This is a genomic window from Corallococcus sp. AB011P (assembly GCF_003611605.1).
In the GTDB taxonomy this organism is placed as follows: Bacteria; Myxococcota; Myxococcia; order Myxococcales; family Myxococcaceae; genus Corallococcus; species Corallococcus coralloides.
Genome location: NZ_RAVX01000002.1, coordinates 799,397 through 822,854, shown reverse-complemented (window position 1 = coordinate 822,854; position 23,458 = coordinate 799,397). Strand labels below are relative to the sequence as shown.

Below are 23,458 nucleotides of genomic sequence, written 5' to 3'. Positions count from 1 at the left end.
AGCGGCTACTTCTGGGTGAGGTCCTTGGGCACGGTGAGGCCGGCCGTCTTCTCGTCGATCCAGAAGATGTTCATGACCCACCAGCGCTGGCCGTCGTTGAAGAGCTGGATGCTGTTGACGCCCTTGGCGATGAGCGGCCCGTCCTGCGTGCCGCGCGCCTCATAGGTGCTCATGACCTGCACCAGCGCGCCGAAGGCGTGCGTCTGGCGAGCAATCTCCTTCTCGAAGAAGCCGTGCGTCGCGGTGCTCTCCTGTCCCCACGTCACGTAGTCGTCCGGGGTGATGGGGCGGGCCGCCAGCGTGGTCGCGCCCGGCGGCTTCGCCAGCGGGATGAGCTGGGCGCCCGGATAGAAGAGGGAGCGGAAGCGCTGCCAGTCGCGAGGCGCGCCCGCCGGTCCGCTGATGACGTCGTAGAGGGCCTTGAGGATGGCGTCCTGGGACTTCACGTCCTCGGGCTTGGCCTTGGGCAGTTGGGCGAGCGCGGCCTGGGTGCGCTCCGCGGAGGCCTTGATTGGATTGGGCTTCTCCGGAGCGGCGGGGGCGGCCACGGCCTTGGGCTGCGGCGGAGGGGCAGCGGGGGCCTGGGCGAAGGACGCGGTTCCCAACAGGACGGCACAAGCGACGAGCAGGCGCGACATGGGGACTCCCGGAAGAGGGGAAGGGCGAAGAGCCTAATCCCGCGGCGCGGAAGCACTCGCTGGGATTCCCCTCCGCGGAGCGCACCGCACGAACCTGTCCGACAGTCGGACAGGTTGGGACCGGGCCGGGCGGGAGGTGGCCCCCAGGGACTTGGGCCATTCGAGCTGGGGCGCCACGTCCGCGTCGTCCGGCAGTCCCCAGCGACGGGACCCGGTGCTTGGCCCGGCCGGTGCCGCACCGTAGTGTGCCCGCCGTCATGGCCTTCCTTTCGCTCGATGCCCTCACCCTGAAGTTCCTCGGTGCCGCCGCCCCGGCGGTGCGGGACGTGTCGCTGGCGCTGGGGCCGGGCGACGCGGTGGCGCTGATGGGCACCTCCGGCTCCGGGAAGACGGCGCTGCTGCGGCTGGTCGCGGGCCTGGAGCAACCGACGTCCGGCACCATCACGCTCGCGGGCCGCGTGGTCGCCGGGCCGGACGTGTTCGTGCCCCCCGAGCAGCGCCCCCTGCGCCGCGTCCTCCACGACGCGGAGCTCGAGTCCGGCCTCACCGTGCGCGACGTGGTGATGGGTGTACAGCCCAAGGGCGAAGGCCTGGCGCACGCGCGCGGCATGCTGGCGCTGTTCCAGCTTGAAGACCTGGAGGCGCGCGCCTGCGGAACGCTTTCAAGGGGACAGCGGCAGCGCGTGCTGCTGGCGCGCGCGCTGGCCTCCGGGACGAAGCTGCTGGTGCTGGATGAGCCCTTCGCCGGCATGGACGCCGGCCTGCGCGCCAACATCCTCGGAGAGTGGCGCCGCGTGCTCAAGGCGCGAGGCGCCGCGGTGCTCTTCGCCACGCACGACGTGGGGGACGCGCTGGCCTTCGCGGACCGGCTGGTGCTGCTGCGCGCGGGCACGGTGGAACAGCAAGGCACACCCGAGTCCGTCTACGAAGCGCCGCGCAGCGCCTTCGCCGCGTACTTCCTGGGCGGCACCAACCTGCTGCCCGGTTCAGGCTTCGGCCGCGTCGCGCGCACGGCGCTGGGCAACCTGCCGCTGAGCACGGAGGCGCGCGGCGAGGTGATGCTCTCCCTACGCCCGGAAGCACTGCGGCTCGTGCCCGACACGGACGGCGTCGCGGTGGGCGGCGCCTTGCGCGCGGAGGTGCTGGAGCGCGCGTTCCGGGGCGCGCACGTGGACTTCACCGTGTCCTGCGCGGGCATGGCGCTGGTGGTGCGCGCCGCCGCCTCGGCCCCGTTTCGCGAGGGCGGCCGTGCCCGCCTGGAGGTCGCGGGCCGCGCGGACGTGCTGGAGGAGACATCCGGGCCCGCCCGCTAGTACACCAGGCGTGCAAGCACCCGGCACGCCTGGTGCAATCACCCGCGTTCCCCATGCGTAGGGAGGGGTATGAACATCGCAGGCCTTCGAGGAATGGGAACCCGCTTCTTCCACTACGTGCGCGACCCCCGGGTGGCGACGTGGCGCAAGCTGGCCGGGCTGCTGGCCGTCCTGTACTTCGTGTCGCCCGTGGACGTGATTCCGGACTTCATCCCCGTGTTCGGCTGGCTGGACGACCTGGGCGTGCTGTCCGCCGCCGCGTTCTTCATGGTGCGCGAGGTCCAGCGCTGGCGCCCCGGCACGCCCGCCGGTGAGCCGGCGTTCGACGGACTCCCGCGTGACGAGGAGGGCCAGACGCGCGTGCCCACAACGCTGCGTCGGCACTCCTAGCCGTCAGTCGTTGCCGCCGCGGCGGTCCTCGAAGTGCACGAAGTCGATGAGGAACGTCGCGGCCACCACCAGCGTCCGCACGTGCGGGTCGTGCAGGCTGTCGAACCGAACGCCGAAGTTGTCGGCGTCCGTGAACATCTCCTTGCCGAACCCGCTCCACTTCTTCGCGATGGTCCCCACCTCGCGGCCCTGCTGCTCCACGTTGAACGTCCAGGGCCTGAAGAACGGCCCGCTCAAGTGGGCCAGCTCCTCGTCGTTGGGCCCGAGCACGTCATAGGCGCGGGTGAAGAAGCGGAAGCGCTGCTGGATGGCGCCCAGGTGCCGTCCCTCGCCGTCCTCCACCTCCAGCCGGGACAGCCAGAAGCGCCACGGGCGGCGCAGCCGCAAGAGCGTCTCCCCTCGCGAGGACTTGAGCTCCATCGTGAAGGGCCGCTTCGCCTTGAGGAAGCCGCGCAAGAGGAACAGGCCCAGCCCGCTGCCCACCTCGCCCGCGTAGAAGAGCGGGCGTCCGTCGTCGCCCACCACCTCGTAGCGGTTGCGGCCCTCGAAGCCGGTGAGGATTTCGCCCCACTCCTTCACCTGCCGCACACGCAGCGTGTGCTCGTCACGCAAGAGGGTCAGCGCCTGGGACTCGACGGGCATGGATGGCTCCGGGAAGGCCGAAGGAGGACGGCGGCCGCAGTCTAGAACTGTCCGAGCACCGCGAGCCCCATCCCCCCATGGCGCCCCATGGCCGCCGGGACGACGGAGACGGCCGGGACGTCATCGGGCGCATCGAAGTCACGCGTGAGGAACGTCGCGGTCCCCAGGCCGGCCAACACGCCCACGGCGGTCCCCACCAGCAGGGCGTCTCCATGGTCGTTGTCCAGCACCAGGAACAGCGCGCTCAACCCCATCAGGCCGCCCAGGATGCCGCCCGCGTCGATGAGCAGCACCCGGCCCCGGGAGATGTCCAGGTGGCGCGACACCAGCGCGAAGGTGAGCAGGCCCGCGCCCACCACGCCCTGCTCGATGCCGATGAAATCGCGCGTCTCGCCGCTCTGGGTGGCCATCAGCAGCCCCGCCACCACGCCCGCCCACAGGCCGCCGGAGTTCGTCAGCGACACCTGTCCTGCCGTGGGCCGCGCGAACTCCGCCACCAGGATGCCCAGGCCCGTGAAGCCCAGCGCCCCCACCATCACCGCCCCCGTGGCGCTGTCCCCGTCCAGGTCGAACGAGCTCATGGACGCAAGGCCATAGCCGAAGCCCCACACCGTGCCGGAGTTGATGGCCGCCGCCTGGCCCTGTGTCAGCCCGCTCCGGGTGGCGAGCAGCGAAATCGCCGCCCCCGCGCCGCCGCCCAGCAGCGACACCGCCACGTACGCGCGCCCGTCCTGGCAGTTGGAGATGGCGCACAGCAGGATGCCCTGGGTGATGCCGTGCAGCGTCTGCACGACGGTCAACGACGCCCGGGCCCCCTTCGACGGTCCCTCCTTCGAGAACACCTCTGGCTCCGCCTCCACCGGCCGCGCCAGCGTGTCCTGCGCCAGCCGCGCGCCCGGCTCCAGCCGCGTCCGCGCCAGCCGCGCCAGCTCCGGCGCGTACGGATGCCCGGGGCACACCCGCATCACGCGCTCCAACAACTCCAGCGCCTGGGCATTCTGTCCGCGCACCAGCGCGTCGAAGCCCGACGCGTAGTCGGACTCGGCGGCGCAGGACTCCTCGCTCGCCACGAGCGGCGGCGCGGAGACAGCGCCTGAAGACGTGGCGGCGGGAGGTGCCGTGCCTTCCCGGGGCGAAGGCACGGGCTGTGCTGCGACGAGGACGGCCAGGACGAAGGGCGCGAGGACCATGCGAGCGCCCACCCTAGTCGACCCCGGTGAAAAGGCGGGAGACCCGGGACCCCGGTCCTCCTGGAAAGGAGGCACGGGGCCCGGGTGACGCCACGCGGCGGCCTACCGCGTCGCCAGCGTCTCCATGTGCTGGCGGAGCGCGGTCATGTCCCCCAGCCGTCCGTCCAGGCCCGGGAGGGGCTTCGCGGCCTGCTCGATGCGGCCCCGCGTGCGCGGCCCCGCCGCCACCAGCCACGCCACACCCAGCGCCAGCTCCGCCACGTCCGGTGCCTGGCCCAGCTGCGAGGCCAGCGCGAGCAGCGCGTCCACGGCCTTCTTCACCTGCGCGCCGTGCAGCGGGTGGCTGCTGGTGATGCCCTCGCGCAGGAGCACCAGGAGCACCCGCGCGGTGGCGCGCGCCTGGCGCACCGGCTCCGGCCCCTCACCCGTGCCAGCCCACAGCCCGTTCGCGAGCTGCTGGCCCAGGAGGCCGCCCACGTCCTCGGTGGGGATGGACGCTTCCGCCACGGACAGCGGCAGGACCTCCTCCTGCTCGTAGAACACCTCCGCCTTCTGCTCGCGCCGGGCCTCCAGCTCCGGAGCGGACTCCAGGGTGCGGTCAGCGGCCTTGCGCGGCTTCGCGGCGGACATCAGCCGGTCGAAGAGGCCGCCCTTGTCCTTCTTCGCGTTCTTCGCGGACTCCTGCTCCATGGGCGCGGCCCTGCCTCCCATGGGCCCGGAGCCATCCGCGAACTCCGCCTGGAAGGAGGACCCGGTGGTGGGCTCCGGCCCCAGGTTGCGCGCGGGCGCGGGCGCGGACGCGGGCGCGGGCGCGGCCATGCTCGGAGGCGGCGGAGGCACCGCGCCGCCCCGGGAACGGCCGACCCCTCCGGGCATCGCCGCGGGCGCGGGCATCGACTTCGAGGCCATCCGCTTCATCACCGGCGCCCGTGCCGGCGGGAGCGCGTCCACGAGCCCGCCCTCCGGCACGTATTCGTCGTCCTCGTCCCGAGCGACCTGGTTGAACATGCTCCAGCCCGCGGGCGCGTTCACCGGCACCACGCGCGTCTCCGGCGTGCCGGACGCGCGGCGGTCACCCTGGCGCTCCTCCACCACCACGAAGGACGTGTACTGCGTGGCCAACTGGTGCTCGATGGCGAGCCGCACGATGCGCTCCTTCATCGCCTCCGCGCGCCGGCCCACCAGCCCCGCGTCCATCCAGCCCCGGATGCGCTCGGCGGCCCACAACTTCTCCACCACCGGCCGGTCCGACTGCGCGGGCAGCTCCAACCGCACCGTGAGGGAGAACGGCTCCCGGCCCGACTTCCCCTTCAGCGTCACGCTGCCCGTGCCCGCCTGCGCATAGCGCCCGAAGAGCGTCCACGGCGTGCCATCCACCAGCGGCGGCAGCGTGGCCGGCGCCAATTCGCTGGCCTCCACGCCGTCGAAGCGGACCTCCAGGTCGGTGACGCGCGGCGCGAGCGCCCGCGAAAACTGCGCCACCACCTTCTCGTCGATGCGCTCCCCCGGGTGGATGAACTCCACCGCGCCATCCGTGCGCCGCGCCAGGTCGCGCAGCAGCGCGTCGCTCACGTTGGTGCCGATGCCGAACGAGAACACCCGCCCCATCCCGCGCGCCGCGAGCACCGCGTCGAGGATCTCGCTCTCGTTGCCCACCTGCCCGTCCGTCAGCAGCACCACCACGCCGTCCGGCGCCGCCTTCATCGCGGTGACCATGGGCTCCAGCAGCTCCGTGCCGCCGTAGGCCTTCAGCCCCGCGACCCACGCGTCCGCCTGCTCCAGCGTGCGCTGGGTGAACGGCACCGTCTGCTTGGAGAAGGATCGGAACGAGTTCTCGAACGCGATGACGTTGAAGCGGTCGCCTTCACGCAGGTGGCGCAGGCACAGCCGGAGCGCGGCCTGGGCCTGGGGCAGGCTGTCGCCGGACATGGAGCCGGACGTGTCCACCACGAACACCACCTCCTGCCGGGGCGGCGTCGTCGCCAGGTTCAGCAGGTCCGGCACCACCGTGAGCGCGAACGTGCCAGGACCTTCCGCCTTCCGGTGCGTGACCACGGGCGTGAGCATCACGTCCGGGTTGGCGTTGCGCATCGTGAGCACCACGTCCCGGTCCAGCGCCACCTCGTTGCCCGCGAAGTTCTTGAGGAACGAATCGCGCTGCAGGTTCACCCGCATGCGGGTGCCTTCCTTGGTGACGGTGATGCGGTGGGACGGGCTCTCCACCACCACGTCACGGCCCACGTCGACGAGCAGGTCCATGCGCAGCCCGTAGTCCACGTTCAGGCTCGTGGGCGGGGTGATGCGGTCCGCGTCCGGCACCCGCGTCGTCGGGGCCGCGCTGCCGTGACCGGTGCGGTCGCCGTGCACCGCGCCGGGGATGTACCGGGGCGCCACCAGCGTGGGCAGCATCCAACGCACGCTGCCCTCCTCCGCGGTGAGCGTCTGCAGGAACTCCACCTCCACCAGCGTCTCCTCGCCCGGCAGCAGGTTGCCCACCTGCGCGGTGAAGACGTTGGCGCGCTCCTGGTCCAAGAGCGCCGCGCCGTGACCTTCGGTGATGGCGTCGTCGTAGGCGCGGAAGGCGGCCTCGCGCTCCTTCACCACGCCGGCCACGCGGCGGCCCGCGCACGTCATGGAGAAGGCGCTGAGCGTCGCGTCGGAGGGCAGGGGGAAGGTGTAGATGGCCTCCACCGGCTTCTTCTCGTCGTTGCGGTAGCGCTGCGTCACGCGCACCCGCGCGTGCCCCCCGAGCAGCTCACCGGTGACTTCCACTCCCTGCAGGGGCACCTGGGCCCCCTCACGCGTGAACAGCCCACACTTCGCCTGCTCGTTCATGACAGCGTTCCTTCCTGGAACTCCTCGATGAGGGCGCGCACCCGCTCCGCCAGCGCCCGGACCTTCGCTTCCGCCTGCTCCGACACGTGCAATTCCAACCCCGGCGCCAGGAGCCAGCGCTGGTAACGCGCCACCTCCACCGTCGGGTCTTTTCCAGGGCGCTTCGGGGGCATCCGGGGGACCTCCTCCGGTACCGGCGGCGTCCCCGGGCCCACCGGCGTCTCCGCCAGCCGGCGCAGCTCCTCCGGCGACAGCCGCAAGAGCTCCGCCTGGATGGCGTCCAGTGGCAGGAACCGCGCCTGGAGCACCCGGATGGCCTTGAGCCGCACCCGGTGCTCCTCTCCGTAGACCGTGTCCGGCCCCTTGAAGGGCGGCGCGGGCAACAGGCCCCGCTGGACGTAATAGCGGACCGTGCGAGGCGAGACGCCCACCTCCTCCGCCAGCGCGGTCAGCTTCCACTCCGTCTGTGTCTTGGGCGTGCTCACGAACCTGACAGTAGGTTGTGACAGTTGAAGTGTCAAGACGTCGGTGGCGATTCGTCAGCGGTGGTGTCGGGATGCGGGAGGTGGCGGCCGGGCGGGCGGTGGGACAGAAGGGGGGCCATGAACGTCGGCGTGGACGGCCTGGACCCCTCCTCCATCCAGCTCATTGGTACGGCGGTGACGCCCGCGGTGATGGTGTCCGGGTGCGGCATCCTGGCCACCGGCCTGGACAATCAGATTTCGCGCATCACCGCGCGCATGCGGGACATGGTCCGGGAATGGCGCACGCTGCCGGAGGGCCATGCGCGCCGGTCGCTCCTGCGCGAGGAGGTGGCCATCATGGACCGGCGCCACGCCATCCTCGCCCGGGCCATTGGCTTCACCTACGCGGCGCTCTTGTCCTTCGTGGTGACGTCGCTCCTGTACCTGCTGCGCCGCAGCGTCGCGGTGCCGGAGGGGCTGCCGGTGATGTCCTTCTCCCTGGGCGTGGGGCTGTTGGGTTCCACGGCGGTGCTGGCCCTGGCGTCGCTGCGCTTGAGCCGCCGCGCCATCACGCTGGAGGGCGCTGAGCTGTTTCGTGACGGGCGGCCGGGCGGGCCACCAGCGCCCTGAATTTGTTCCGCAGCGCACGCGAAGGTGCTAGCGGGTGCCTCCGAGACGCGCGGGTCTGGTACGTCCCGGCCCGCGCGCCTGGTAGCGCGCAGGATTCCGCAGCCTCTTCAGGCTCAACCCTCACCGTGGAGCACGTGAACATGGCAAACGCCAAGGTCTTCTTCGACATGTCGATTGGTGGCCAGCCCGCCGGCCGCATCGTGATGGAGCTGTTCTCCGACGACGTTCCCAAGACCGCCGAGAACTTCCGCGCCCTGTGCACGGGTGAGAAGGGCACTGGCCGCGCTGGCAAGGCGCTGCACTTCAAGGGGACGCCCTTCCACCGCGTCATCCCGAACTTCATGTGCCAGGGCGGCGACATCACGCTCGGCAACGGCTACGGCGGCGAGTCCATCTACGGTGAGAAGTTCGCGGACGAGAACTTCAAGCACAAGCACACGGGCCCGGGCATCCTCTCCATGGCCAACGCGGGCCCCAACAGCAACGGCTCGCAGTTCTTCCTCACCACGGCCAAGACGGATTGGCTCGACGGCAAGCACGTCGTCTTCGGCAAGGTCGTCGAGGGCATGGACGTGGTGAAGAAGATTGAAGGCGTGGGCAGCCAGTCCGGCGCGACGCGCCAGCCCGTGAAGATCGAAGACAGCGGCCAGCTGTAATCCCGCCGCTTCGTCTCACCCGAAAGGTCCATCCGTGCCTCGCGCGCGGGTGGACCTTCGTCGTTTCAGGACGGCCCGTGGGACGCCTCCTCGTCCTCCTCTTCGTGGGCCTCCTCCGGGTGGAAGGGCCGCGCGGGCACGGCGCCGAACGCGCGCAGCAGCTCCAGGGGGATGGGCAGGATGGTGTGGTTGCCGCCGCTGGTGATCTCCACCAGCGTTTGCAGGTAGCGCAGCTGGAGCGTGGCGGGGTTGCGGCTGAGCACGTCCGCGGCCAGGGCAAGCTTCTCCGCCGCCTGGTGTTCGCCTTCCGCGGCGATGATTTTCGCGCGGCGCTCGCGTTCGGCCTCGGCCTGCCGCGCGATGGCCCGCTGCATCTCAAACGGCAGGTCGATGTGTTTCACCTCCACGTTGGAGACCTTCACGCCCCACGGGTCGGTGCGCGCGTCGAGCACCTGCTGCAATTCGTGGTTGATGCGCTCGCGCTGGGACAACAGGTCGTCCAGCTCCACCTGGCCCAGGATGGCGCGCAGCGTGGTCTGCGCAATCTGGCTGGTGGCGTAGAGGTAGTCCTCCACCTGGAGCACGGCCTTGTCCGCCTGGATGACGCGGAAGTAGACGACGGCGTTGACCTTCACGCTGACGTTGTCCTTGGTGATGACGTCCTGCGGGGGCACGTCGCGCGCCACGGTGCGCAGGTCGATGATGACCATCCGCTCGACGAAGGGGATGAGCCAGCGGAAGCCCGCGCGCTTGAGGCCCACGTAGCGCCCCAGCCGGAACACGACACCGTTCTGGTACTCGGTGACGATGCGCACACCGGAGACGAAGAGGAGGAACAACACGGCCAGGGGGAGGAGCCACCCCAGCGCTCCGACCAGCTCGTTCATGGCATCTGCTCCGCGACGGTGAGGGTGAGCCCTTCCACGGCACGCACCACGACCTGGGCGCCCTCGCGGATGGGAGTGAAGGAGACGGCGCGCCAGCGCTCGCCGTGGACGAACACCTCGCCGCCGGAAGGCGTGACGGGGGCCAGCGCCGTGCCGGCCTCGCCCACGAGCCCCGCGTCGCCGCCCCGCTGCGGCAGCTTGCGCGTCTGGGCGCTGCGGTATGCAACGAAGGCCGCGGTCCCCGCGAACACGAGCGCCGTGGGCAGCATCACGCCCCACGACATGCGGAAGGACGGCTCCACGAACCAGCCCGGTTCGAAGCGGTCCACCAGGAACACACCGCCCAATATCAACAGGCCCACGCCCGCCGCGCCCAAGAGGCCGCTGGTGACGAACAGCTCCGCGAGGATGAGCCCCACGCCCATCAGCATCAGCACCAGCGCCCCCGAGCGCACCGGCAGCGTCGCGGAAGCCATCAACGCCAGCACCAGCGCCACGCCGCCGATGAGCCCCGGCGCCACCGCGCCCGGATGGGACAGCTCCACCACCAGGCCCAGCACCGCGACGAGGAACAGCAGGTAGATGAGGGACGGCTGCGCGAGCGCATGCACCACCTGCTGTGACAGCCCCGGCTCCAGCGACACCACGTGGGCCTCGCGGGTGGCGAGCGTCACGGTGTCACCGCCCGCCACCTCCACGCGGCGGCCATCGACGGCGGAGAGGAACGCGGCCTCGGTGGGAGCGACGAACTCCACCACGCGAAGCTCCACGGCGCGGTCCGCGGGAACGCTGGCGCTGTCGCGCACGGCGGCCGCGGCCCACTCCGGATTGCGGCCCCGCTGCCGGGCGATGCCCTCCGCGAAGGCGACCGTGTCGTTCTCCACCTTCCGGGCGAGCTCCTCGCCACCCACCTGCTCCACATCCTCACCCCCAAGACCCACGGGGTGCGCCGCGCCGATGTTCGTCCCCGGCGCCATGGCGCTCACGTTCGATGCGAGCGCGATGAACACGCCCGCGCTGCCGGCACGTGAACCGGAAGGTCCCACCCACACGAGCACGGGAACGCGCGAGCCCAGGAACGCGCGCACCACGGCGCGGGTGGCCTCCAACGAACCGCCCGGCGTGTCCAACCGCACGAGCAGCGCCGAGGCTCCCCCGTCCTCCGCGCGCTTCACGCAGTCCGCGAGGTACGCGCCCGAGCCGGTATCCACCACGCCCTCCAGCTCGCACCGCGCGACGAAGGACGGTGATGCGGGAGCCGCCGGAGCGGCGAAGCCCACGAAGAGGAACGCCAGGAGCCAGCCCCAGAGGACGTGACGGCGCCAGCTCATCCTGTCGACGTGGTCCCGCATGTCCGCCCCCCGAATGCGATGCGCGCCCCTCGCGCACACGCACTCGGACAACGATGTGCATCGGACCTTCGGATGACCGGCTCGAGAAGCCGGGGGCCCGGAGGGCAGGCGGGCAGGGAGGGCCCGGCGCCCCGCTTGTGCATCCAATCCTGGACGTTGAAGGGGATGCGCGTTGCTGGAGGAGGACGCACCTCCTTAGGTTCAGTCTCTCGCTCTTCTTCCAGGAGGTTTCATGCGCCGTGCCGTGCTGCTCATCGCTGCTCTGGGCCTGACCGCTGCAGCGGTGGCCTGCAGGACCACCCAGCCCCCGGGGACGGAGGACCAGATGCCCATCCAGGGACCGGACACGGTCCGCGAAGAAATCCAGAACGTGCCCAACGAACCGGCGGGCCCCGCGGGTCCCGTCAATGCGCCAGACGTGGACGGTGGCATCCCCGAGGGCGGCGGGTAGTCTTCCGCTCCATGACGGCGGAGACCACGGTCTACAGGGCGGAGCGTGTGTGGACGCTCGATGCGGAGCGTCCGCGCGCGGAAGCGTTGGCGGTGCGGGACGGGCGGTTGCTCGCGGTGGGGACGTTCGCGGAAGCGCGCGCCGCCGCGGGTCCTGGCGCGCGTGAAGTGGACCTGGGCCGCGCCACGGTGGTGCCCGGCCTGGTGGACGCGCACGCGCACCTGCACGGTCTGGGGAAGAGCCTGACCACGGTGCGCCTGGAGAAGGCGCCCTCGGTGGAGGATGTCCTCCAGCGCCTGGCGAAGGCGCCCGCGTCGAGCTTCCAGGGGGACTGGTTGCTCGGCAAGGGGTGGGACCAGAACGAGTGGCCCGGCGCCACGTTCCCCGGCCGCGAGGACCTGGATGCGCGCTTCCCTACGACGCCGGTGTTCCTCATGCGGGTGGATCATCACGCGGCCTGGGTGAACGGCGAGGCGCTGCGCCGCGCGGGCATCACGCGGGACACGCCGGATCCGCCAGGAGGCCGCATCCTCAAGGACGCGAACGGCGAGCCCACCGGCGTCCTCGTGGACAACGCGATGGACGTGGTGGAGGCCGCCATTCCCGCGCCCACGCGCGAGCAACTGGAAACCCGGTTGCGAGCCGCCATGGAGCGGTGCGCACAGGTCGGGCTCACGGGCGTGCACGACGCGGGCATGGACCTGCAGGCCTTCCGCACGTTGCAGGCGTGGGACGCCGCGGGGACCTTGCCCCTGCGCGTGTATGCGATGGCGGCGGGGCAGGGGGAGCAGCGTCACGCCTATCTGGAGCAGGGGCCGTGGCAGGGGCGTCACCTGTCCATGCGCTCGGTGAAGTTCCTGGCGGATGGAGCGCTGGGGAGCCGGGGCGCGGCGCTGCACGACGACTACAGCGACGAGCCCGGCCAGCGCGGCCTGTTGCTCCTCTCTCCCGAGGAACTCGAAGCGCGGGCTCGGGCCTTCATGGCGCGGGGCTTCCAGGTGTGCATCCACGCCATTGGAGACCGTGCCAATACATTGGTCGTGGACGTCCTCCTGCGAGGCGCGGAGCGGACGGGAACGCAGGCCCTGCGTCACCGCGTGGAGCACGCGCAGATTCTTCGGCTGGAGGACATCCGGAGGTTGGGCGCGGCGGGCCTGGTGGCCAGCGTGCAGCCCACGCACGCCACCAGCGACATGCCCTGGGCACAGACGCGGCTGGGGCGCGAGCGGCTCCGGGGCGCCTACGCCTGGCGCACGTTGAAGGACGCGGGCGCGCACCTGGCCTTGGGCAGTGACTTCCCCATCGAGAACCCGGACGTGCTCGCGGGGCTCTACGCGGCGCGCACGCGGCAGGACGCGAAGGGCTGGCCGGAGGGTGGCTGGTATCCGGAGGAGCGCCTGAGCGCGGCGGAGGCGCTGGAGGGCTTCACGGTGGGGCCCGCGTGGGCGTCCTTCGAGGAGGCGCGGCGCGGAAGGTTGAAGCCCGGCCTGGACGCGGACTTCGTCGCGCTGTCGGAGGATCCGCTGGAGGGGCCCGCGGCGGCGCTGGTGGACGCGCGCGTGCTGGCCACGGTGGTGGCGGGCGCGGAGGTGTTCCGGGCGGCCGGGTGACGCAGGCTCACCCGCCGAAGATGTGCGAGCGCGCGGCCTCGGCGATGGCGACGACGGCGGGGTGGCGCAGGCGGCGCTCCACGGTGATGGCGTAGAAGCACTGCTCGATTTCGTCGGTGTGCCCGATGGCGGTGACGTTGAACTGCCGCTGCACCTCGGCATCGATGATGGAGGGCATGGCGAAGATGCCGTGCCCCTTCTGTCCGAAGGCCTGGAGCAGCGCGCTGTCGTCGAAGTCGCCGGCGATGAGGGGCCGGATGCCGAGCCGCTCGAACCACAGGTCCAGTGAGCGGCGCACCGACGACTCCTCCGACGGCAGCAACATGGGAGCGCCGTCGAGCGAGCGCGGGAAGTCCTTGCGCAGGTGCGCGAGCGGTTGGGCGGCGAAGAACGTCACGCCGCACTTGCCCAGCAGGTGGTTGAAGGACCGGACGCTGACGGGCTCGGAGCCAGGCGCGTCCGCGAGCACCACGTCCAGCTCATGCAGCGCCAGCTGTGCGAGCAATTGGGGCAGGGGGCTCTCGCGGCAGATGATGCGCAGCGAGGGCCCGGCATCCAGCGCGGGCTTGAGCAGCTGCTCGGCGACGAGCTTGGGGATGACGTCGAGCACGCCCACGTTGAGGCGCAGCTGCTGGCCGGTGGGCAGGCCGGAGACGACGTTCTTCAGCTCGTTGCCCAGGCGGAAGATCTCATCCGCGTACCGCATGACGGTGCGGCCCACGTCGGACAGGACGAGCTTGCGGCCCTTGCGCTCGAAGAGCTGGTGGCCCAGGGACTCCTCGAGGAGCTTGATCTGCGCGCTGATGGTGGGCTGGGCGAGGTGCAGCTCTTCACTCGCCTTGGCGATGCTGCCCGCCCGCGCAACCGTCCAGAAATACAGGAGATGGTGGTAGTTGAGCCACGCCATGACTTAGGAATAACCGAAGGTTTTCATCCAAACTAGCTAATTTTCTTAAGTGTCGCCTCCGCTTATTTCTACGTCCGTCACCGCGCGATGGGTGCGCGGGGGACTGCTTGGGGAGGTACGCGTCATGGAAGCCATCTACGAGGAGCTCGAGTCCACGGTGGAGGGTGTGGAGACCGAGGTGGACTCGGCGGAAGTGGAGATGCGGGTGCGGGGGCACCTGGAGCTGGTCCGCCGGCTGGCCTGGAAGTACCGCTGGACGGGCCTGTCGTTGGAGGAGCTGATGGCGGAGGGCAACGTCGGCCTGGTGGAGGCGGCGCGCCGGTTCGAGGAGCGGGGAGTGCCGTTCGGCGCCTACGCGCAGCAGTGGATCCGCGCGCGCATCCGGGCGTACGTGTCCCGCACCTGGAGTGTGGCGGGGGGCCGCGCGCCGTGGATCGTCTTCCAGCTCCGCCGCGAGCGCGCGCGGCTGGAGGCCCGCTGGGGCGAGGGGCACCCGGAGGTGACGAAGCGGCTGGCCGAGGCGCTGGGCAAGAAGGAGGAGGACGTGGTGCGGGGGACGGACGCGTTGGCGAAGGACGTGTCCCTGAACGCGCCCCTGGGCCTGGAGGGGGACGTGACGCGGCTGGACATGCTGGAGTCGGACGAGGACTCGGCGGAGGAGCAGGCGGACCGGGGGGCCTGGGCGGAGAAGCTGCACCAGAGCGTGGCGGCGGCCTGGCCGGAGCTGGACGCGAGGGAGCGGGCGCTGGTGAAGGAGCGGATGCTGGTGGAGGACGGGGTGAGCGCGGAGTTCCTGGCGAAGCGCTTCGGGGTGACGGCGGTGCGCATCCGGCAGATCGAGCAGGGGCTGCGCCAGAAGCTGCGCCAGCGGCTGACGGCGGGCTGCACGGCCTGGGACGGCGAAGCGCCCCGGCTGGCGGCCTGAGTGTCGGGCGAGGAAGAGGGTTGGCGGAAAAGGGGTTGACGTCGCGGGCCAGTGACCGTAAATCGGCGCTGCCGCTCGCGGTGCGCGGTTCGCCCAAGTAGCTCAGTCGGTAGAGCAGGGGACTGAAAATCCCCGTGTCGGTGGTTCGATTCCGCCCTTGGGCACACCAGTAAGAAGAATCTGAAGGGCGTCGGACTCCGGTCCGGCGCCCTTTTTCTTTTGCCCGCGCTGGTGGGCGGCGCCGTTACGGAGGGCTGATGCGCCCAGGGGCGCCATTGGCGCCGGCCACGGTGTGGCAGGAGCCGCAGGCCCCGGTGCCCTGCGAGCTGTTCATGGCCCACTGGGTGCCGCCGTGGGTGACGCGGGCGGTGTAGGGGAGCGCGAAGTCCTTCGCGTCCTCGGCCTTGAGGAAGAAGTTGCCGGAGGCATTGGCTGTCAGTGTGTAGGCCTTCTGTCTGGCGTCGGTGATGACGACCTGGGCGCCCTCGAGGCCCGCGCAGTCGTCCGCCTCGTGCGCGGTGGCCTGGACGGTCCCCGCCACCACGAACTTCGGCCCCTCGCCCCGGTCTGTATGGCATTGGATGCAGTTGCCACCGGGATGCATGAGGGCGTTGCCGCTGTCGCCGCCCGTCCACTTCATGCCCGTGGAGCACTCGGAGGTGCTCACCGCTTCCAGGCTGCCTCCGCCGCATCCCGTGAAAAGACTACCCACCGCCAAACACAGCATGAATATCGAGGGGATGCGTTGTGACATGTGTCACCTCTGGGAGGACTGTGTGTCATTCGAGGCCTTCGCCTCCGCGCTGTCAACGGCACTCCCGGTACGTGGCCCCGCGGGGTGGGGTGGGAATACGGAATGGACCCGGGTGCACATCCGGGCGCGACGCGGTAGATGGGTGTCCCGGAGGTTCATCAACGCAATGGACGCGAACGTGGTGGCGGAGCTGGAGAAGGCGGGCGTGAAGGTGGAGGACCCCATGCGCCTGTTCATCCCCGTGGAACGGGACGAGCAGGGCCAGGTGAAGCCCGTGGGCGATGAGGTGCCCGTGCGCTTCGGTGACGTTACCGCCCACGTGCGCCTGCAGCCCATCTCCGCGCTGTGGACCGGCGACAAGCAGCCCCCTGACTTCACCCGGCCTCCCTTCCCCGAGTACGAGCCGTTCTTCTTCCTCCTCGAGGCCACCGCCGCCGGCTTCTGCCGCGACACCCGCCACGCCGAGGTCGACCAGGAGTTCTCCCAGCTCTACCGGCACCTGGCGCGCCGGCCCGACGGCCACCACAAGAACCCGCTCTTCTCCTACCTGCGCGCCGCCGCCCGCCTGTACCTGTCCCTGCGCGACGTCAGCCATGCGGAGTTCGAGGCCGTGGCCCAGCGCCTCCACCAGTCCGCCAAGCTGCACGCGGGCCACGTCGGCAGCACGAACTACTTCCAATCCGTGCTGCGGCAGGTGCTGGGCGCATAGCGTCCGTTGGGAGCGCTCGCCGGGCCGCCGGGTGTCCCCTCGCGGCGGATCCGGCGTGACGACTTGAAGACAGGGCTCGCTGGGAGGCTACCCCATGGGTAGCTTTCCGGCTTGATGCTCTCCTCTTCCTCCTCCGCACCAGAAGTCTTGCTCGAGCAGCGCCTCACGGTGGACCACCTCCGCGAGGTGGCCGGTGAGCAGGTACTCGAGCAGGCCCGGCGGTTGCTCGCCCGGAGAGCGGTGGACGTGTATCCGCCTTCGCTGGGCCGCCTCCAGGGAACCGTCACCGAAGGGCGCGTGCACGCGTTCAACGCGACCATCACCGCGGACCCTGATTCCGAAGAGCTGCTGCTGGGGTGTGAATGCGACAGGTACTGGAACGAAGGGGTCTGCGCGCACGCGATCGCGGTCGGGCTTGAGTGGATCCGCGCCTCCGCTCCCCGTGGGCGAAAGCGCGTGTCGCCTCCTCGACCCACGCAGCCCGCCTCCCCGCGCCTCGCGAAGGCCCCTTCACGGCCTGCCACGCCCGACGCAGTCCAGGCCTGGCTCGTGGAGCACCACGCCGAGCGTGCCCGCACGGTGCCCGTGGCGGTGCTGGCGCCCCTGTTGCCCGGGCCCTTCACCCGACGCTGGCTCCCCGTGCTGCGCAAGGCCACGGTGGTGGATGCGCTGGAGGGCACCTCGAAGCTGCGGCGCTTGAAGGACGCCAGCAAGGACGTCCTCTTGGAGGCAGCCTGGCACTGGGTGCGTGACGAGGCAGGACGCGTCTCGCGGGGACTGACCCGTGAAGCCTCCGCGAAGCCCTTGCCGCCGCTGACGGATGACCGCCTCGCGCCGCTGAGGGATGTGCTGACGCGGGCCCGCGCGCGGATCCGCACCCAGGCCATGCCCCGGCTGCTGTCGCCATCACCCACGGTCACCCTCCAGGAGCGCCCCTTGCGGCTGCTCGTGACGGAGCCGGAGCTGGCGGCGTGGACGCCCCCGGTGCCGCGCGCGTCCGGGGAGGACGGGGGGCACGTGGTGCTCGACCCTCGCGCCCTGATGGAGGGACGTCCCGGACTGTCCTGTCCGTGCTCCCCCCATGCGGCGGAGGCTTCCTGCGTCCACGCCTTGACCGCGGTGGACGCGGCGCTGGCGTTCCTGGTGCTGCCGAAGCAGGCCTCGCACGCCGCGAAACTGTCGGAGGGGCTGTTCGAAGCGCCGGGCCGTGAGCTGCTGTCCACGCTGGAGGCGTCGCTCCTGGACCGGGCGCTTCACGCCACTCCCTCGACCGGGGACTTCGTCACCTTCCGGCTGGAGCCCGAGCCGTCGCGCGGCTGGCGGCTGCGGCCCTACCTGCACGTGCCCGCGAAGAAGGGCGGCCTTTCGCAGGGGCGCGCCGTCACCTGGTACGACCGCGACAAGGCGCTCCGGACGCTTCAGGAGCCGGATGAACGCCATGCCTGGTCGCTCCTCGACACGGAAGAGCGAATGGGCAGGAATGGCATGTACCTGGGGGCAGGCTTCGATGCGGCCGCGCCCTACACGCTGCTGCTCCAGGCCCTGCGCTCGCTCGCGCACAGCCCCCGCCTCCGCCTGGCCGGGGCTCCGGACGCGGTCGTGCGGGTGCGAGAAGCGCCGCTGGGCTTCGCCCTCGAAGAGGACGCAAAGGCCCTGCGCCTGCGGCCGGCGGTGGACGGACGCCCCGTGGCCGCGGAGGCCCTGACGCCGCCTCCCGATGGGCCGCAGGCGCCCCAGCCCTGGCTGCTCGTGGAGCCCGGCGAGCCGAGCGTCACCCTGGTGTCCGTTCCCCCTGGCGCGGTCCCACTGCTTGAGTCCCTGGCTCGCCACGGCGCCTACGTGTCCGAGAGCCAGCGCGAGGCATTGCTGGGGCACCTCTCCGCGCTGGAGGCGGCTTTTCCCGTGGTGCTGCCCCCGTCCCTGGAGCCCCGCCTCGTAGAGGCCAGCCCGGGCCTGCTGGCGCGGCTGCGCGCGGTGGAGGACTCCGCGCTGGAGGTCTCGCTTCTCGTCAGGCCCCTACCGGAGGCGCCTCCCCAGCCCGTGGGCGAGGGCGCTCCCGTGCTCCGAGGCCTGCGCGGCAAGGAGCGCGTCATGGTCCGGCGCGACCTGGACGCGGAGCGGAAGGAGGCGGACGCGCTCCTCGCACGTCTGTCATTGCCGGCCGGGGTGTATCACTTCACGCGCGACACCGCGGAGGATGCGCTCCAGCTCCTGGAGGCGCTGGAGCCGCTCGCGGGGCCCTCGGTGCGCGTGGAGTGGGCGGAGCAGCCGTGGACGGTGACGCGCGTGGAGACCGCGAACGTCCGGGTCCAGGTCCTGCGGGAGCACGACTGGTTCGGCGCGAAGGGGGGCGTGGAGCTGGACGGCACACGCGTGGAGCTGGCGGTCCTGCTGGAGGCCGTGCGCCGCCGCCAGCGCTACGTCCCGCTGGGGAAGGGACGCTGGATGCGCCTCACGGAGGCGCTGCGCGAGCAGCTGACCCCGCTCGCGGACGTGGCCCATCCGGGGCGCAAGGGGCTGGAGGTGAGCGCCGCGGCGGCGCCCGTGCTCGACACACTGGAGGAGGCCGGCGCGCGAGTCCAGGCGCCTCCGGACTGGCGCCAGCTGGCGAAGCGCATCCGCGATGCCCACGCACGTCCGGTGCGCGTGCCCCGAAGCTTGAAGGCGGAGCTGCGCGACTATCAGCGCGAGGGCTTCACGTGGCTCGCGAAGCTGGCCTCATGGGGCGCGGGCGCGTGCCTCGCGGATGACATGGGATTGGGCAAGACGGTCCAGGCGCTGGCCCTGCTGCTGTCCCGCGCGGCGATGGGGCCCGCGCTGGTGGTGGCGCCCACGTCCCTGCGCGGCAACTGGATGCGCGAGGCCGACCGCTTCGCGCCGTCCCTTCGAGTGCATGTCTGGCAGGACGCGGAGCGGGACGCCCTGCCATCCCTGCTGGGGCCCCGGGACGTGCTGATCATCAGCTATGGGCTGCTGACGCGGGATGCGGCGAAGCTCGCGGACGTGACGTTCGCCACGCTGGTGGTGGATGAAGCGCAGGCGGTGAAGAACCCGGACACGGCCCGGGCCCGCGCGCTGCGCGGCGTGAAGGCCGAGGCCCGCGTGGCCCTCACCGGCACGCCCGTGGAGAACCGCCTGTCCGAGCTGTGGAGCCTCTTCCACCTGCTCTTCCCCGGCCTGCTGGGCGGGCGCGAGTCCTTCCACTCGCGGTTCGCCGTTCCCATCGAGCGGGACCGGAGCGCGGACGCGCGCGCGTCCCTGGCCCGGCTGGTGCGCCCCTTCCTCCTGCGCCGCACGAAGGCCCAGGTGGCACGCGAGCTGCCCCCGCGCGTGGAGACCGTGGTGCCCGTCACGCTGTCGGACGCCGAGCGGCGCGTGTACGACGACGTGCGGCTCGCGGCCCTGGCCCGGCTGGGCGAGGGGACTCCTGGCGGGGACCAGCGCTTCGAGATGCTGGCCGCGCTCACCCGGCTGCGATTGGCCGCCTGTCATCCCCGCCTGGTGGATCCGGACACGGGGCTGTCCTCCTCCAAGCTGGAGCGCGTGCTGGAGCGGGTGGACGAACTGCTGGCGGAAGGGGGCCGCGCGCTCGTCTTCAGCCAGTTCGTGCGCCATCTGGCGCTGGTGCGCGACGCGCTGGAGGCCCGGGGCATCTCGTTTCAGTACCTGGACGGGCGGACGCCCGCGGCGGAGCGGCAGGCGCGCGTGGAGGCCTTCCAGCGAGGGGAGGGCGCGCTCTTCCTCATCTCGCTCAAGGCGGGCGGCACCGGCCTCAACCTCACCGGCGCCGACCATGTCCTCCACCTGGATCCATGGTGGAACCCCGCGGTGGAGGACCAGGCCTCCGACCGGGCCCACCGCATCGGGCAGACGCGCCCCGTCACCGTGTCGCGGTTCGTGTCGGAAGGCACCATCGAGGAGGCCATCCTCGCCCTCCACGCGGAGAAGCGGGACCTGGCGGACAGCCTGCTGTCGGAGGCGGACGGCGCCGCCGCCTTGTCCCCCGCGCAGCTCCTGGGGCTGCTGCGCTTTGGTGGAATCCGCGAGGATTGAGCCCATCTGGAATAGGGTGCGCCTTCGCCCGTTCCCGGGCGCGCCGTGGTCCCTCCCCAGGAGCAAGGATGTTCCGTCCGCCGTTGTCGTGGTTCGCCTGTCTGACCCTCCTGGGTGCGCCCCAGGCCGGGGCCCAGGCCGTCTCCGAGCCTTCCGCGAAGCCCGCCGCTGCCTCCACCCCCGCCGCGAAGCTGGGCTCGGACATCCAGGCCCGCACGCTGAAGAACGGGCTCACCGTCATCGTCTGGCCGGACCACGACATCCCCAACGTGGCGCTCGCCAACTGGTTCCGCGTGGGCAGCCGCAACGAGCGCCCCGGCATCACCGGCCTGTCCCACTTCTTCGAGCACATGATGTTCAACGGCGCGAAGAAGTACGGCCCCGGTGAGTTCGACCGCGTCATGGAGGCCAACGGCGGCTCCAACAACGCCTTCACCTCCGAGGACGTCACCGTCTACCTGGACTGGTTCCCGGCCTCCACGCTGCCCCTCATCCTGGACCTGGAACAGGACCGGCTCCAGTCGCTCTCCTTCGACCCCAAGGTCATCGAGTCCGAGCGCGGCGTCGTCTACTCCGAGCGCCGCTCGGGCGTGGACAATGACAACAACGGCGCGCTCCAGGAGCAGCTGCAGGCCACCGCCTTCGTCGCGCACCCGTACCAGATTCCCGTCATCGGCTGGCCGTCCGACATCGAGTCCTGGCGCATGGAGGACCTCCAGGCCTACTTCAAGACGTACTACGCCCCCAACAACGCCACGCTCGTCCTCGCGGGCGACCTGGATCCAGCCCGCGTCTTCGAGCAGGTGGAGGCCACGCTGGGCACCATCCCTTCGCAGCCCGCGCCTGAGCCCGTGCGCACGAAGGAACCCGAACAGCAGGGCGAGCGGCGCATCGTCGTGAAGAAGCTGGCGCAGTCCCCGCTGCTCCAGGTCGCCTACCACGGCCTCGCCGCCAACGACCCGGACATGGAGACGCTGGAGCTGCTGGGCCTCATCCTCACGCACGGGGACTCGTCGCGCCTGCACCGCAAGCTGGTGGACGAGGCGCGCGTGGCCATCCGAGTCCGGAGCTCCACCGCCGGGGGCTTCGACCCGTCGCTCGTCTGGTTCTCCGTGGACCTGACGCCGGGCGGTGACCTGGCGAAGACCGAGGCGCTGCTCACCGCGGAGCTGGCCCGCGTGGTGAAGGACGGCGTCACCGACGCGGAGCTGCGCAAGGCGCGCAACGTGGCCCTGTCCACCTTCTGGCGCAAGCTGGAGACCAACAGCGGCCGCGCCCGCGAATTGGGCAACGCCGCCACCTTCCGGGGAGACTGGAAGGCCCTGCTCGACGCGCCCGCGCGCTACGAGCAGGTCACCCGTGACGGCGTGAAGGCGCTGGCCGCCCGCATCCTCAACCCCGACCACCGCACCGTGGGCTGGCTCGTCCCCACCACGGCTCCCGCTGCCCCGGCCAGCAAGGAGGCCGCGCGATGAGTGCTCCCTTCCGCCTTCGTTTCCCGGGTCCCCACATGATGCGCTCCGCCCTCGCCGCGTTGCTGTTCACCTCCGCGTGCGCGACCACGCCGACGCCCGCTCCCACCGCCGCGCCCACGCCGCCTTCCCCGGCGCCGGAAGCACCGGCCACGCCCGCGCCCCAAGTCCCGCTGTCCACGAAGGGCGTGACGCTGCCGGAGACGACCTCCGTCACGCTGAAGAACGGCGTGCGGTTGCTCCTCGTGGAGAAGCACGAGCTGCCGCTGGTGTCCTTCAGCGCGTGGCTCAAGGGCGGCGCCGTCACCGACCCCGCGGGCAAGGAGGGCCTGGCCGCGCTCACCGCCGAGCTGCTCCAGAAGGGCGCGGGCTCCCGCAACGCCCAGCAGTTCGCCGACGCCGTGGACGGCGTGGGCGGCGAGCTGGAGATCACTCCCGGGCGCGAGGCGCTCGTCCTCAACGGCAGCTTCCAGTCCCGCGACACCGCGCTGATGGTGGAGCTGCTGTCGGACATGCTCGTGCGCCCGCGCTTCGACGCGCAGGAGCTGGAGAAGGCCCGCGCGCTGCGCGTGTCGGAGATCGCCTCCGCCAAGGACGGCGACCCGCGCATGCTCATCGGCGTGTACTTCAACGCCTTCCACTTCCCCTCGCACCCGTACGGCGGATCCGCGGTGGGCAGTGAGGCGTCGCTGCCGGGCATCAGCCGGAGCGACGTGCTCGGCTGGGCGAAGGCGAACCTGGGCGGGGACCGGCTCATCCTCTCCGTCGTGGGCGACTTCGACGCGAAGCAGCTGGCCGCGAAGCTGGAGGCCGCGCTGGGCGGATGGGCCCCGGCGGCACAGTCGTTCGCCGCGGTGCCTCCCACCGCGCCCACGAAGGGCCGCCACGTGCTGCTGGTGGACAAGCCCGACGCCACCCAGACCTACTTCGCCATCGGCAACACGGGCATCCGCCGCACCGACCCGGACCGCGTCGTGGCGGAGCTGGGCAACACCGTGCTGGGCGGCCGCTTCACCTCACTGCTCAACACCGAGCTGCGCGTGAAGACCGGCCTCACCTACGGTGCGCGCTCCGCGCTGGCCACGGCCTTCCAGCCCGGCACCGTCATCCTCACGTCCTATACCCAGACGGCTTCCACGGGCCGTGCCATCGACCTGGCGCTGGATGTGCTCGCGCGCTACCGCCAGGACGGCATGGATGACGCCATGCTCGCCTCCGCCAAGGCCTATGTGCTGGGGCAGTTCCCGCCGACGCTGGAGACCGGGGAGCAGCTGGCCATGAAGCTGTCGGAGCTGGCCTTCTACGGCATGAGCGCACAGGACGTGAACGGGTTCGCGGACGCCGTGTCCGCCTCCACCCGTGGCAGTGTCCACACCGTGCTCCAGCGCGTCCTGCCCGCCCAGGAGGACCTGACGTTCGTCCTCATTGGCAAGGCGGAGGCCCTGCGCGACGTGGCCCGCAAGTACGGGCCCGTCACGGAGATGAAGATCTCCGACAAGCGCTTCGCCCCGCCGGCGGCGCCGGGCCGATAAATGTCAGACGGAGGTGGGCGCAAGTCTTGAAGTGCGCCCACCGGAATT

The 23,458-nt window shown here is 71.3% G+C and carries 20 protein-coding genes and 1 tRNA gene; 12 read left to right on the top strand and 9 right to left on the bottom strand.

What is annotated here, in order from left to right; all coding sequences use genetic code 11:
• Window positions 1-5: 5 nt before the first annotated feature.
• Entirely contained in the window at window positions 6-638 is a 633-nt protein-coding gene (locus tag D7X30_RS08625) for a nuclear transport factor 2 family protein (RefSeq protein ID WP_120562351.1), read from the bottom strand.
• Between the two features lie 257 nt (window positions 639-895).
• Here D7X30_RS08625 and D7X30_RS08620 point away from each other — a divergent pair, with 257 nt between their 5' ends.
• Both D7X30_RS08620 and D7X30_RS08615 read left to right on the top strand, forming a co-directional pair.
• Window positions 896-1,951 (top strand): ABC transporter ATP-binding protein, encoded by a 1,056-nt coding sequence (locus D7X30_RS08620; protein ID WP_120562614.1) that lies wholly within the window; start codon window positions 896-898, stop codon window positions 1,949-1,951.
• Between the two features lie 93 nt (window positions 1,952-2,044).
• Window positions 2,045-2,341, top strand: a complete 297-nt coding sequence (locus D7X30_RS08615; protein ID WP_233591459.1) for a YkvA family protein — start codon at window positions 2,045-2,047, stop codon at window positions 2,339-2,341.
• Window positions 2,342-2,344: 3 nt separating this feature from the next.
• Here D7X30_RS08615 and D7X30_RS08610 read toward each other — a convergent pair whose 3' ends face one another.
• The 4 genes from D7X30_RS08610 to D7X30_RS08595 form a co-directional block, all read right to left on the bottom strand.
• A complete protein-coding gene (locus D7X30_RS08610; RefSeq protein ID WP_120562349.1) occupies window positions 2,345-2,983 on the bottom strand; it encodes a phospholipid scramblase-related protein in 639 nt (212 codons plus the stop codon).
• 41 nt (window positions 2,984-3,024) lie between these two features.
• Window positions 3,025-4,173: a hypothetical protein gene (locus D7X30_RS08605; RefSeq protein WP_120562348.1), complete on the bottom strand. Its 1,149-nt coding sequence runs from the start codon at window positions 4,171-4,173 to the stop codon at window positions 3,025-3,027.
• A 102-nt stretch (window positions 4,174-4,275) separates the two neighbouring features.
• A complete protein-coding gene (locus D7X30_RS08600; protein ID WP_120562347.1) occupies window positions 4,276-7,008 on the bottom strand; it encodes a VIT domain-containing protein in 2,733 nt (910 codons plus the stop codon).
• Complete coding sequence (locus D7X30_RS08595; protein WP_120562346.1) at window positions 7,005-7,493, bottom strand: MerR family transcriptional regulator; 489 nt, start codon at window positions 7,491-7,493, stop codon at window positions 7,005-7,007. The genes D7X30_RS08600 and D7X30_RS08595 overlap by 4 nt, the downstream gene beginning before the upstream one ends.
• A 117-nt stretch (window positions 7,494-7,610) precedes the next feature.
• Between D7X30_RS08595 and D7X30_RS08590 the strand changes: the two genes are divergently transcribed.
• On the top strand, window positions 7,611-8,102 hold the full coding sequence (locus D7X30_RS08590) for a DUF2721 domain-containing protein (RefSeq protein WP_120562345.1): 492 nt from the start codon (window positions 7,611-7,613) through the stop codon (window positions 8,100-8,102).
• Window positions 8,103-8,242: 140 nt separating this feature from the next.
• Window positions 8,243-8,758 carry a peptidylprolyl isomerase gene (locus D7X30_RS08585; RefSeq protein ID WP_120562613.1) on the top strand — a complete coding sequence of 172 codons (516 nt, stop codon included), beginning with the start codon at window positions 8,243-8,245 and terminating at the stop codon, window positions 8,756-8,758.
• A 65-nt stretch (window positions 8,759-8,823) separates the two neighbouring features.
• On the opposite strand, the gene D7X30_RS08580 is transcribed toward D7X30_RS08585, so the two are convergent.
• Window positions 8,824-9,645: a slipin family protein gene (locus D7X30_RS08580; protein ID WP_120562344.1), complete on the bottom strand. Its 822-nt coding sequence runs from the start codon at window positions 9,643-9,645 to the stop codon at window positions 8,824-8,826.
• Window positions 9,642-10,976 carry a nodulation protein NfeD gene (locus tag D7X30_RS08575; protein ID WP_233591458.1) on the bottom strand — a complete coding sequence of 445 codons (1,335 nt, stop codon included), beginning with the start codon at window positions 10,974-10,976 and terminating at the stop codon, window positions 9,642-9,644. The genes D7X30_RS08580 and D7X30_RS08575 overlap by 4 nt, the downstream gene beginning before the upstream one ends.
• Window positions 10,977-11,229: 253 nt before the next feature.
• On the opposite strand from D7X30_RS08575, the gene D7X30_RS08570 reads away from it, so the two are divergent.
• Both D7X30_RS08570 and D7X30_RS08565 read left to right on the top strand, forming a co-directional pair.
• Window positions 11,230-11,448 (top strand): hypothetical protein, encoded by a 219-nt coding sequence (locus D7X30_RS08570; RefSeq protein ID WP_120562342.1) that lies wholly within the window; start codon window positions 11,230-11,232, stop codon window positions 11,446-11,448.
• An 11-nt stretch (window positions 11,449-11,459) separates the two neighbouring features.
• On the top strand, window positions 11,460-13,058 hold the full coding sequence (locus D7X30_RS08565) for an amidohydrolase (protein ID WP_120562341.1): 1,599 nt from the start codon (window positions 11,460-11,462) through the stop codon (window positions 13,056-13,058).
• 7 nt (window positions 13,059-13,065) lie between these two features.
• Here D7X30_RS08565 and nhaR read toward each other — a convergent pair whose 3' ends face one another.
• Window positions 13,066-13,965: a transcriptional activator NhaR gene (nhaR, locus tag D7X30_RS08560; protein ID WP_014393518.1), complete on the bottom strand. Its 900-nt coding sequence runs from the start codon at window positions 13,963-13,965 to the stop codon at window positions 13,066-13,068.
• Between the two features lie 124 nt (window positions 13,966-14,089).
• Between nhaR and D7X30_RS08555 the strand changes: the two genes are divergently transcribed.
• Entirely contained in the window at window positions 14,090-14,890 is an 801-nt protein-coding gene (locus D7X30_RS08555) for a sigma-70 family RNA polymerase sigma factor (RefSeq protein WP_120562340.1), read from the top strand.
• 91 nt (window positions 14,891-14,981) lie between these two features.
• A tRNA-Phe gene (locus D7X30_RS08550) sits at window positions 14,982-15,054 on the top strand.
• A gap of 80 nt (window positions 15,055-15,134) precedes the next feature.
• Here the strand turns inward: D7X30_RS08550 and D7X30_RS08545 are convergent.
• Window positions 15,135-15,557 carry a hypothetical protein gene (locus tag D7X30_RS08545; RefSeq protein WP_120562339.1) on the bottom strand — a complete coding sequence of 141 codons (423 nt, stop codon included), beginning with the start codon at window positions 15,555-15,557 and terminating at the stop codon, window positions 15,135-15,137.
• 253 nt (window positions 15,558-15,810) lie between these two features.
• Here D7X30_RS08545 and D7X30_RS08540 point away from each other — a divergent pair, with 253 nt between their 5' ends.
• From D7X30_RS08540 to D7X30_RS08525, 4 genes are all read left to right on the top strand, one after another.
• Window positions 15,811-16,353, top strand: a complete 543-nt coding sequence (locus D7X30_RS08540; protein ID WP_120562338.1) for a hypothetical protein — start codon at window positions 15,811-15,813, stop codon at window positions 16,351-16,353.
• A gap of 147 nt (window positions 16,354-16,500) precedes the next feature.
• A complete protein-coding gene (locus D7X30_RS08535; RefSeq protein ID WP_233591457.1) occupies window positions 16,501-20,406 on the top strand; it encodes a DEAD/DEAH box helicase in 3,906 nt (1,301 codons plus the stop codon).
• Between the two features lie 68 nt (window positions 20,407-20,474).
• Window positions 20,475-21,881 carry a pitrilysin family protein gene (locus D7X30_RS08530; RefSeq protein WP_120562336.1) on the top strand — a complete coding sequence of 469 codons (1,407 nt, stop codon included), beginning with the start codon at window positions 20,475-20,477 and terminating at the stop codon, window positions 21,879-21,881.
• A 35-nt stretch (window positions 21,882-21,916) separates the two neighbouring features.
• The gene (locus D7X30_RS08525; protein WP_233591456.1) at window positions 21,917-23,410 is read left to right on the top strand and encodes a pitrilysin family protein; all 1,494 of its coding nucleotides are present in this window, start codon (window positions 21,917-21,919) and stop codon (window positions 23,408-23,410) included.
• Window positions 23,411-23,458: the final 48 nt, after the last annotated feature.

Coding starts and splice junctions, on each gene's coding strand:
- D7X30_RS08625 (WP_120562351.1), bottom strand. CDS start 638: ATGTCGCGCCTGCTCGTCGCTTGTGCCGTCCTGTTGGGAACCGCGTCC.
- D7X30_RS08620 (WP_120562614.1), top strand. CDS start 896: ATGGCCTTCCTTTCGCTCGATGCCCTCACCCTGAAGTTCCTCGGTGCC.
- D7X30_RS08615 (WP_233591459.1), top strand. CDS start 2,045: ATGGGAACCCGCTTCTTCCACTACGTGCGCGACCCCCGGGTGGCGACG.
- D7X30_RS08610 (WP_120562349.1), bottom strand. CDS start 2,983: ATGCCCGTCGAGTCCCAGGCGCTGACCCTCTTGCGTGACGAGCACACG.
- D7X30_RS08605 (WP_120562348.1), bottom strand. CDS start 4,173: ATGGTCCTCGCGCCCTTCGTCCTGGCCGTCCTCGTCGCAGCACAGCCC.
- D7X30_RS08600 (WP_120562347.1), bottom strand. CDS start 7,008: ATGAACGAGCAGGCGAAGTGTGGGCTGTTCACGCGTGAGGGGGCCCAG.
- D7X30_RS08590 (WP_120562345.1), top strand. CDS start 7,611: ATGAACGTCGGCGTGGACGGCCTGGACCCCTCCTCCATCCAGCTCATT.
- D7X30_RS08585 (WP_120562613.1), top strand. CDS start 8,243: ATGGCAAACGCCAAGGTCTTCTTCGACATGTCGATTGGTGGCCAGCCC.
- D7X30_RS08580 (WP_120562344.1), bottom strand. CDS start 9,645: ATGAACGAGCTGGTCGGAGCGCTGGGGTGGCTCCTCCCCCTGGCCGTG.
- D7X30_RS08575 (WP_233591458.1), bottom strand. CDS start 10,976: ATGAGCTGGCGCCGTCACGTCCTCTGGGGCTGGCTCCTGGCGTTCCTC.
- D7X30_RS08570 (WP_120562342.1), top strand. CDS start 11,230: ATGCGCCGTGCCGTGCTGCTCATCGCTGCTCTGGGCCTGACCGCTGCA.
- D7X30_RS08565 (WP_120562341.1), top strand. CDS start 11,460: ATGACGGCGGAGACCACGGTCTACAGGGCGGAGCGTGTGTGGACGCTC.
- nhaR (WP_014393518.1), bottom strand. CDS start 13,965: ATGGCGTGGCTCAACTACCACCATCTCCTGTATTTCTGGACGGTTGCG.
- D7X30_RS08555 (WP_120562340.1), top strand. CDS start 14,090: ATGGAAGCCATCTACGAGGAGCTCGAGTCCACGGTGGAGGGTGTGGAG.
- D7X30_RS08540 (WP_120562338.1), top strand. CDS start 15,811: ATGGACGCGAACGTGGTGGCGGAGCTGGAGAAGGCGGGCGTGAAGGTG.
- D7X30_RS08530 (WP_120562336.1), top strand. CDS start 20,475: ATGTTCCGTCCGCCGTTGTCGTGGTTCGCCTGTCTGACCCTCCTGGGT.
- D7X30_RS08525 (WP_233591456.1), top strand. CDS start 21,917: ATGATGCGCTCCGCCCTCGCCGCGTTGCTGTTCACCTCCGCGTGCGCG.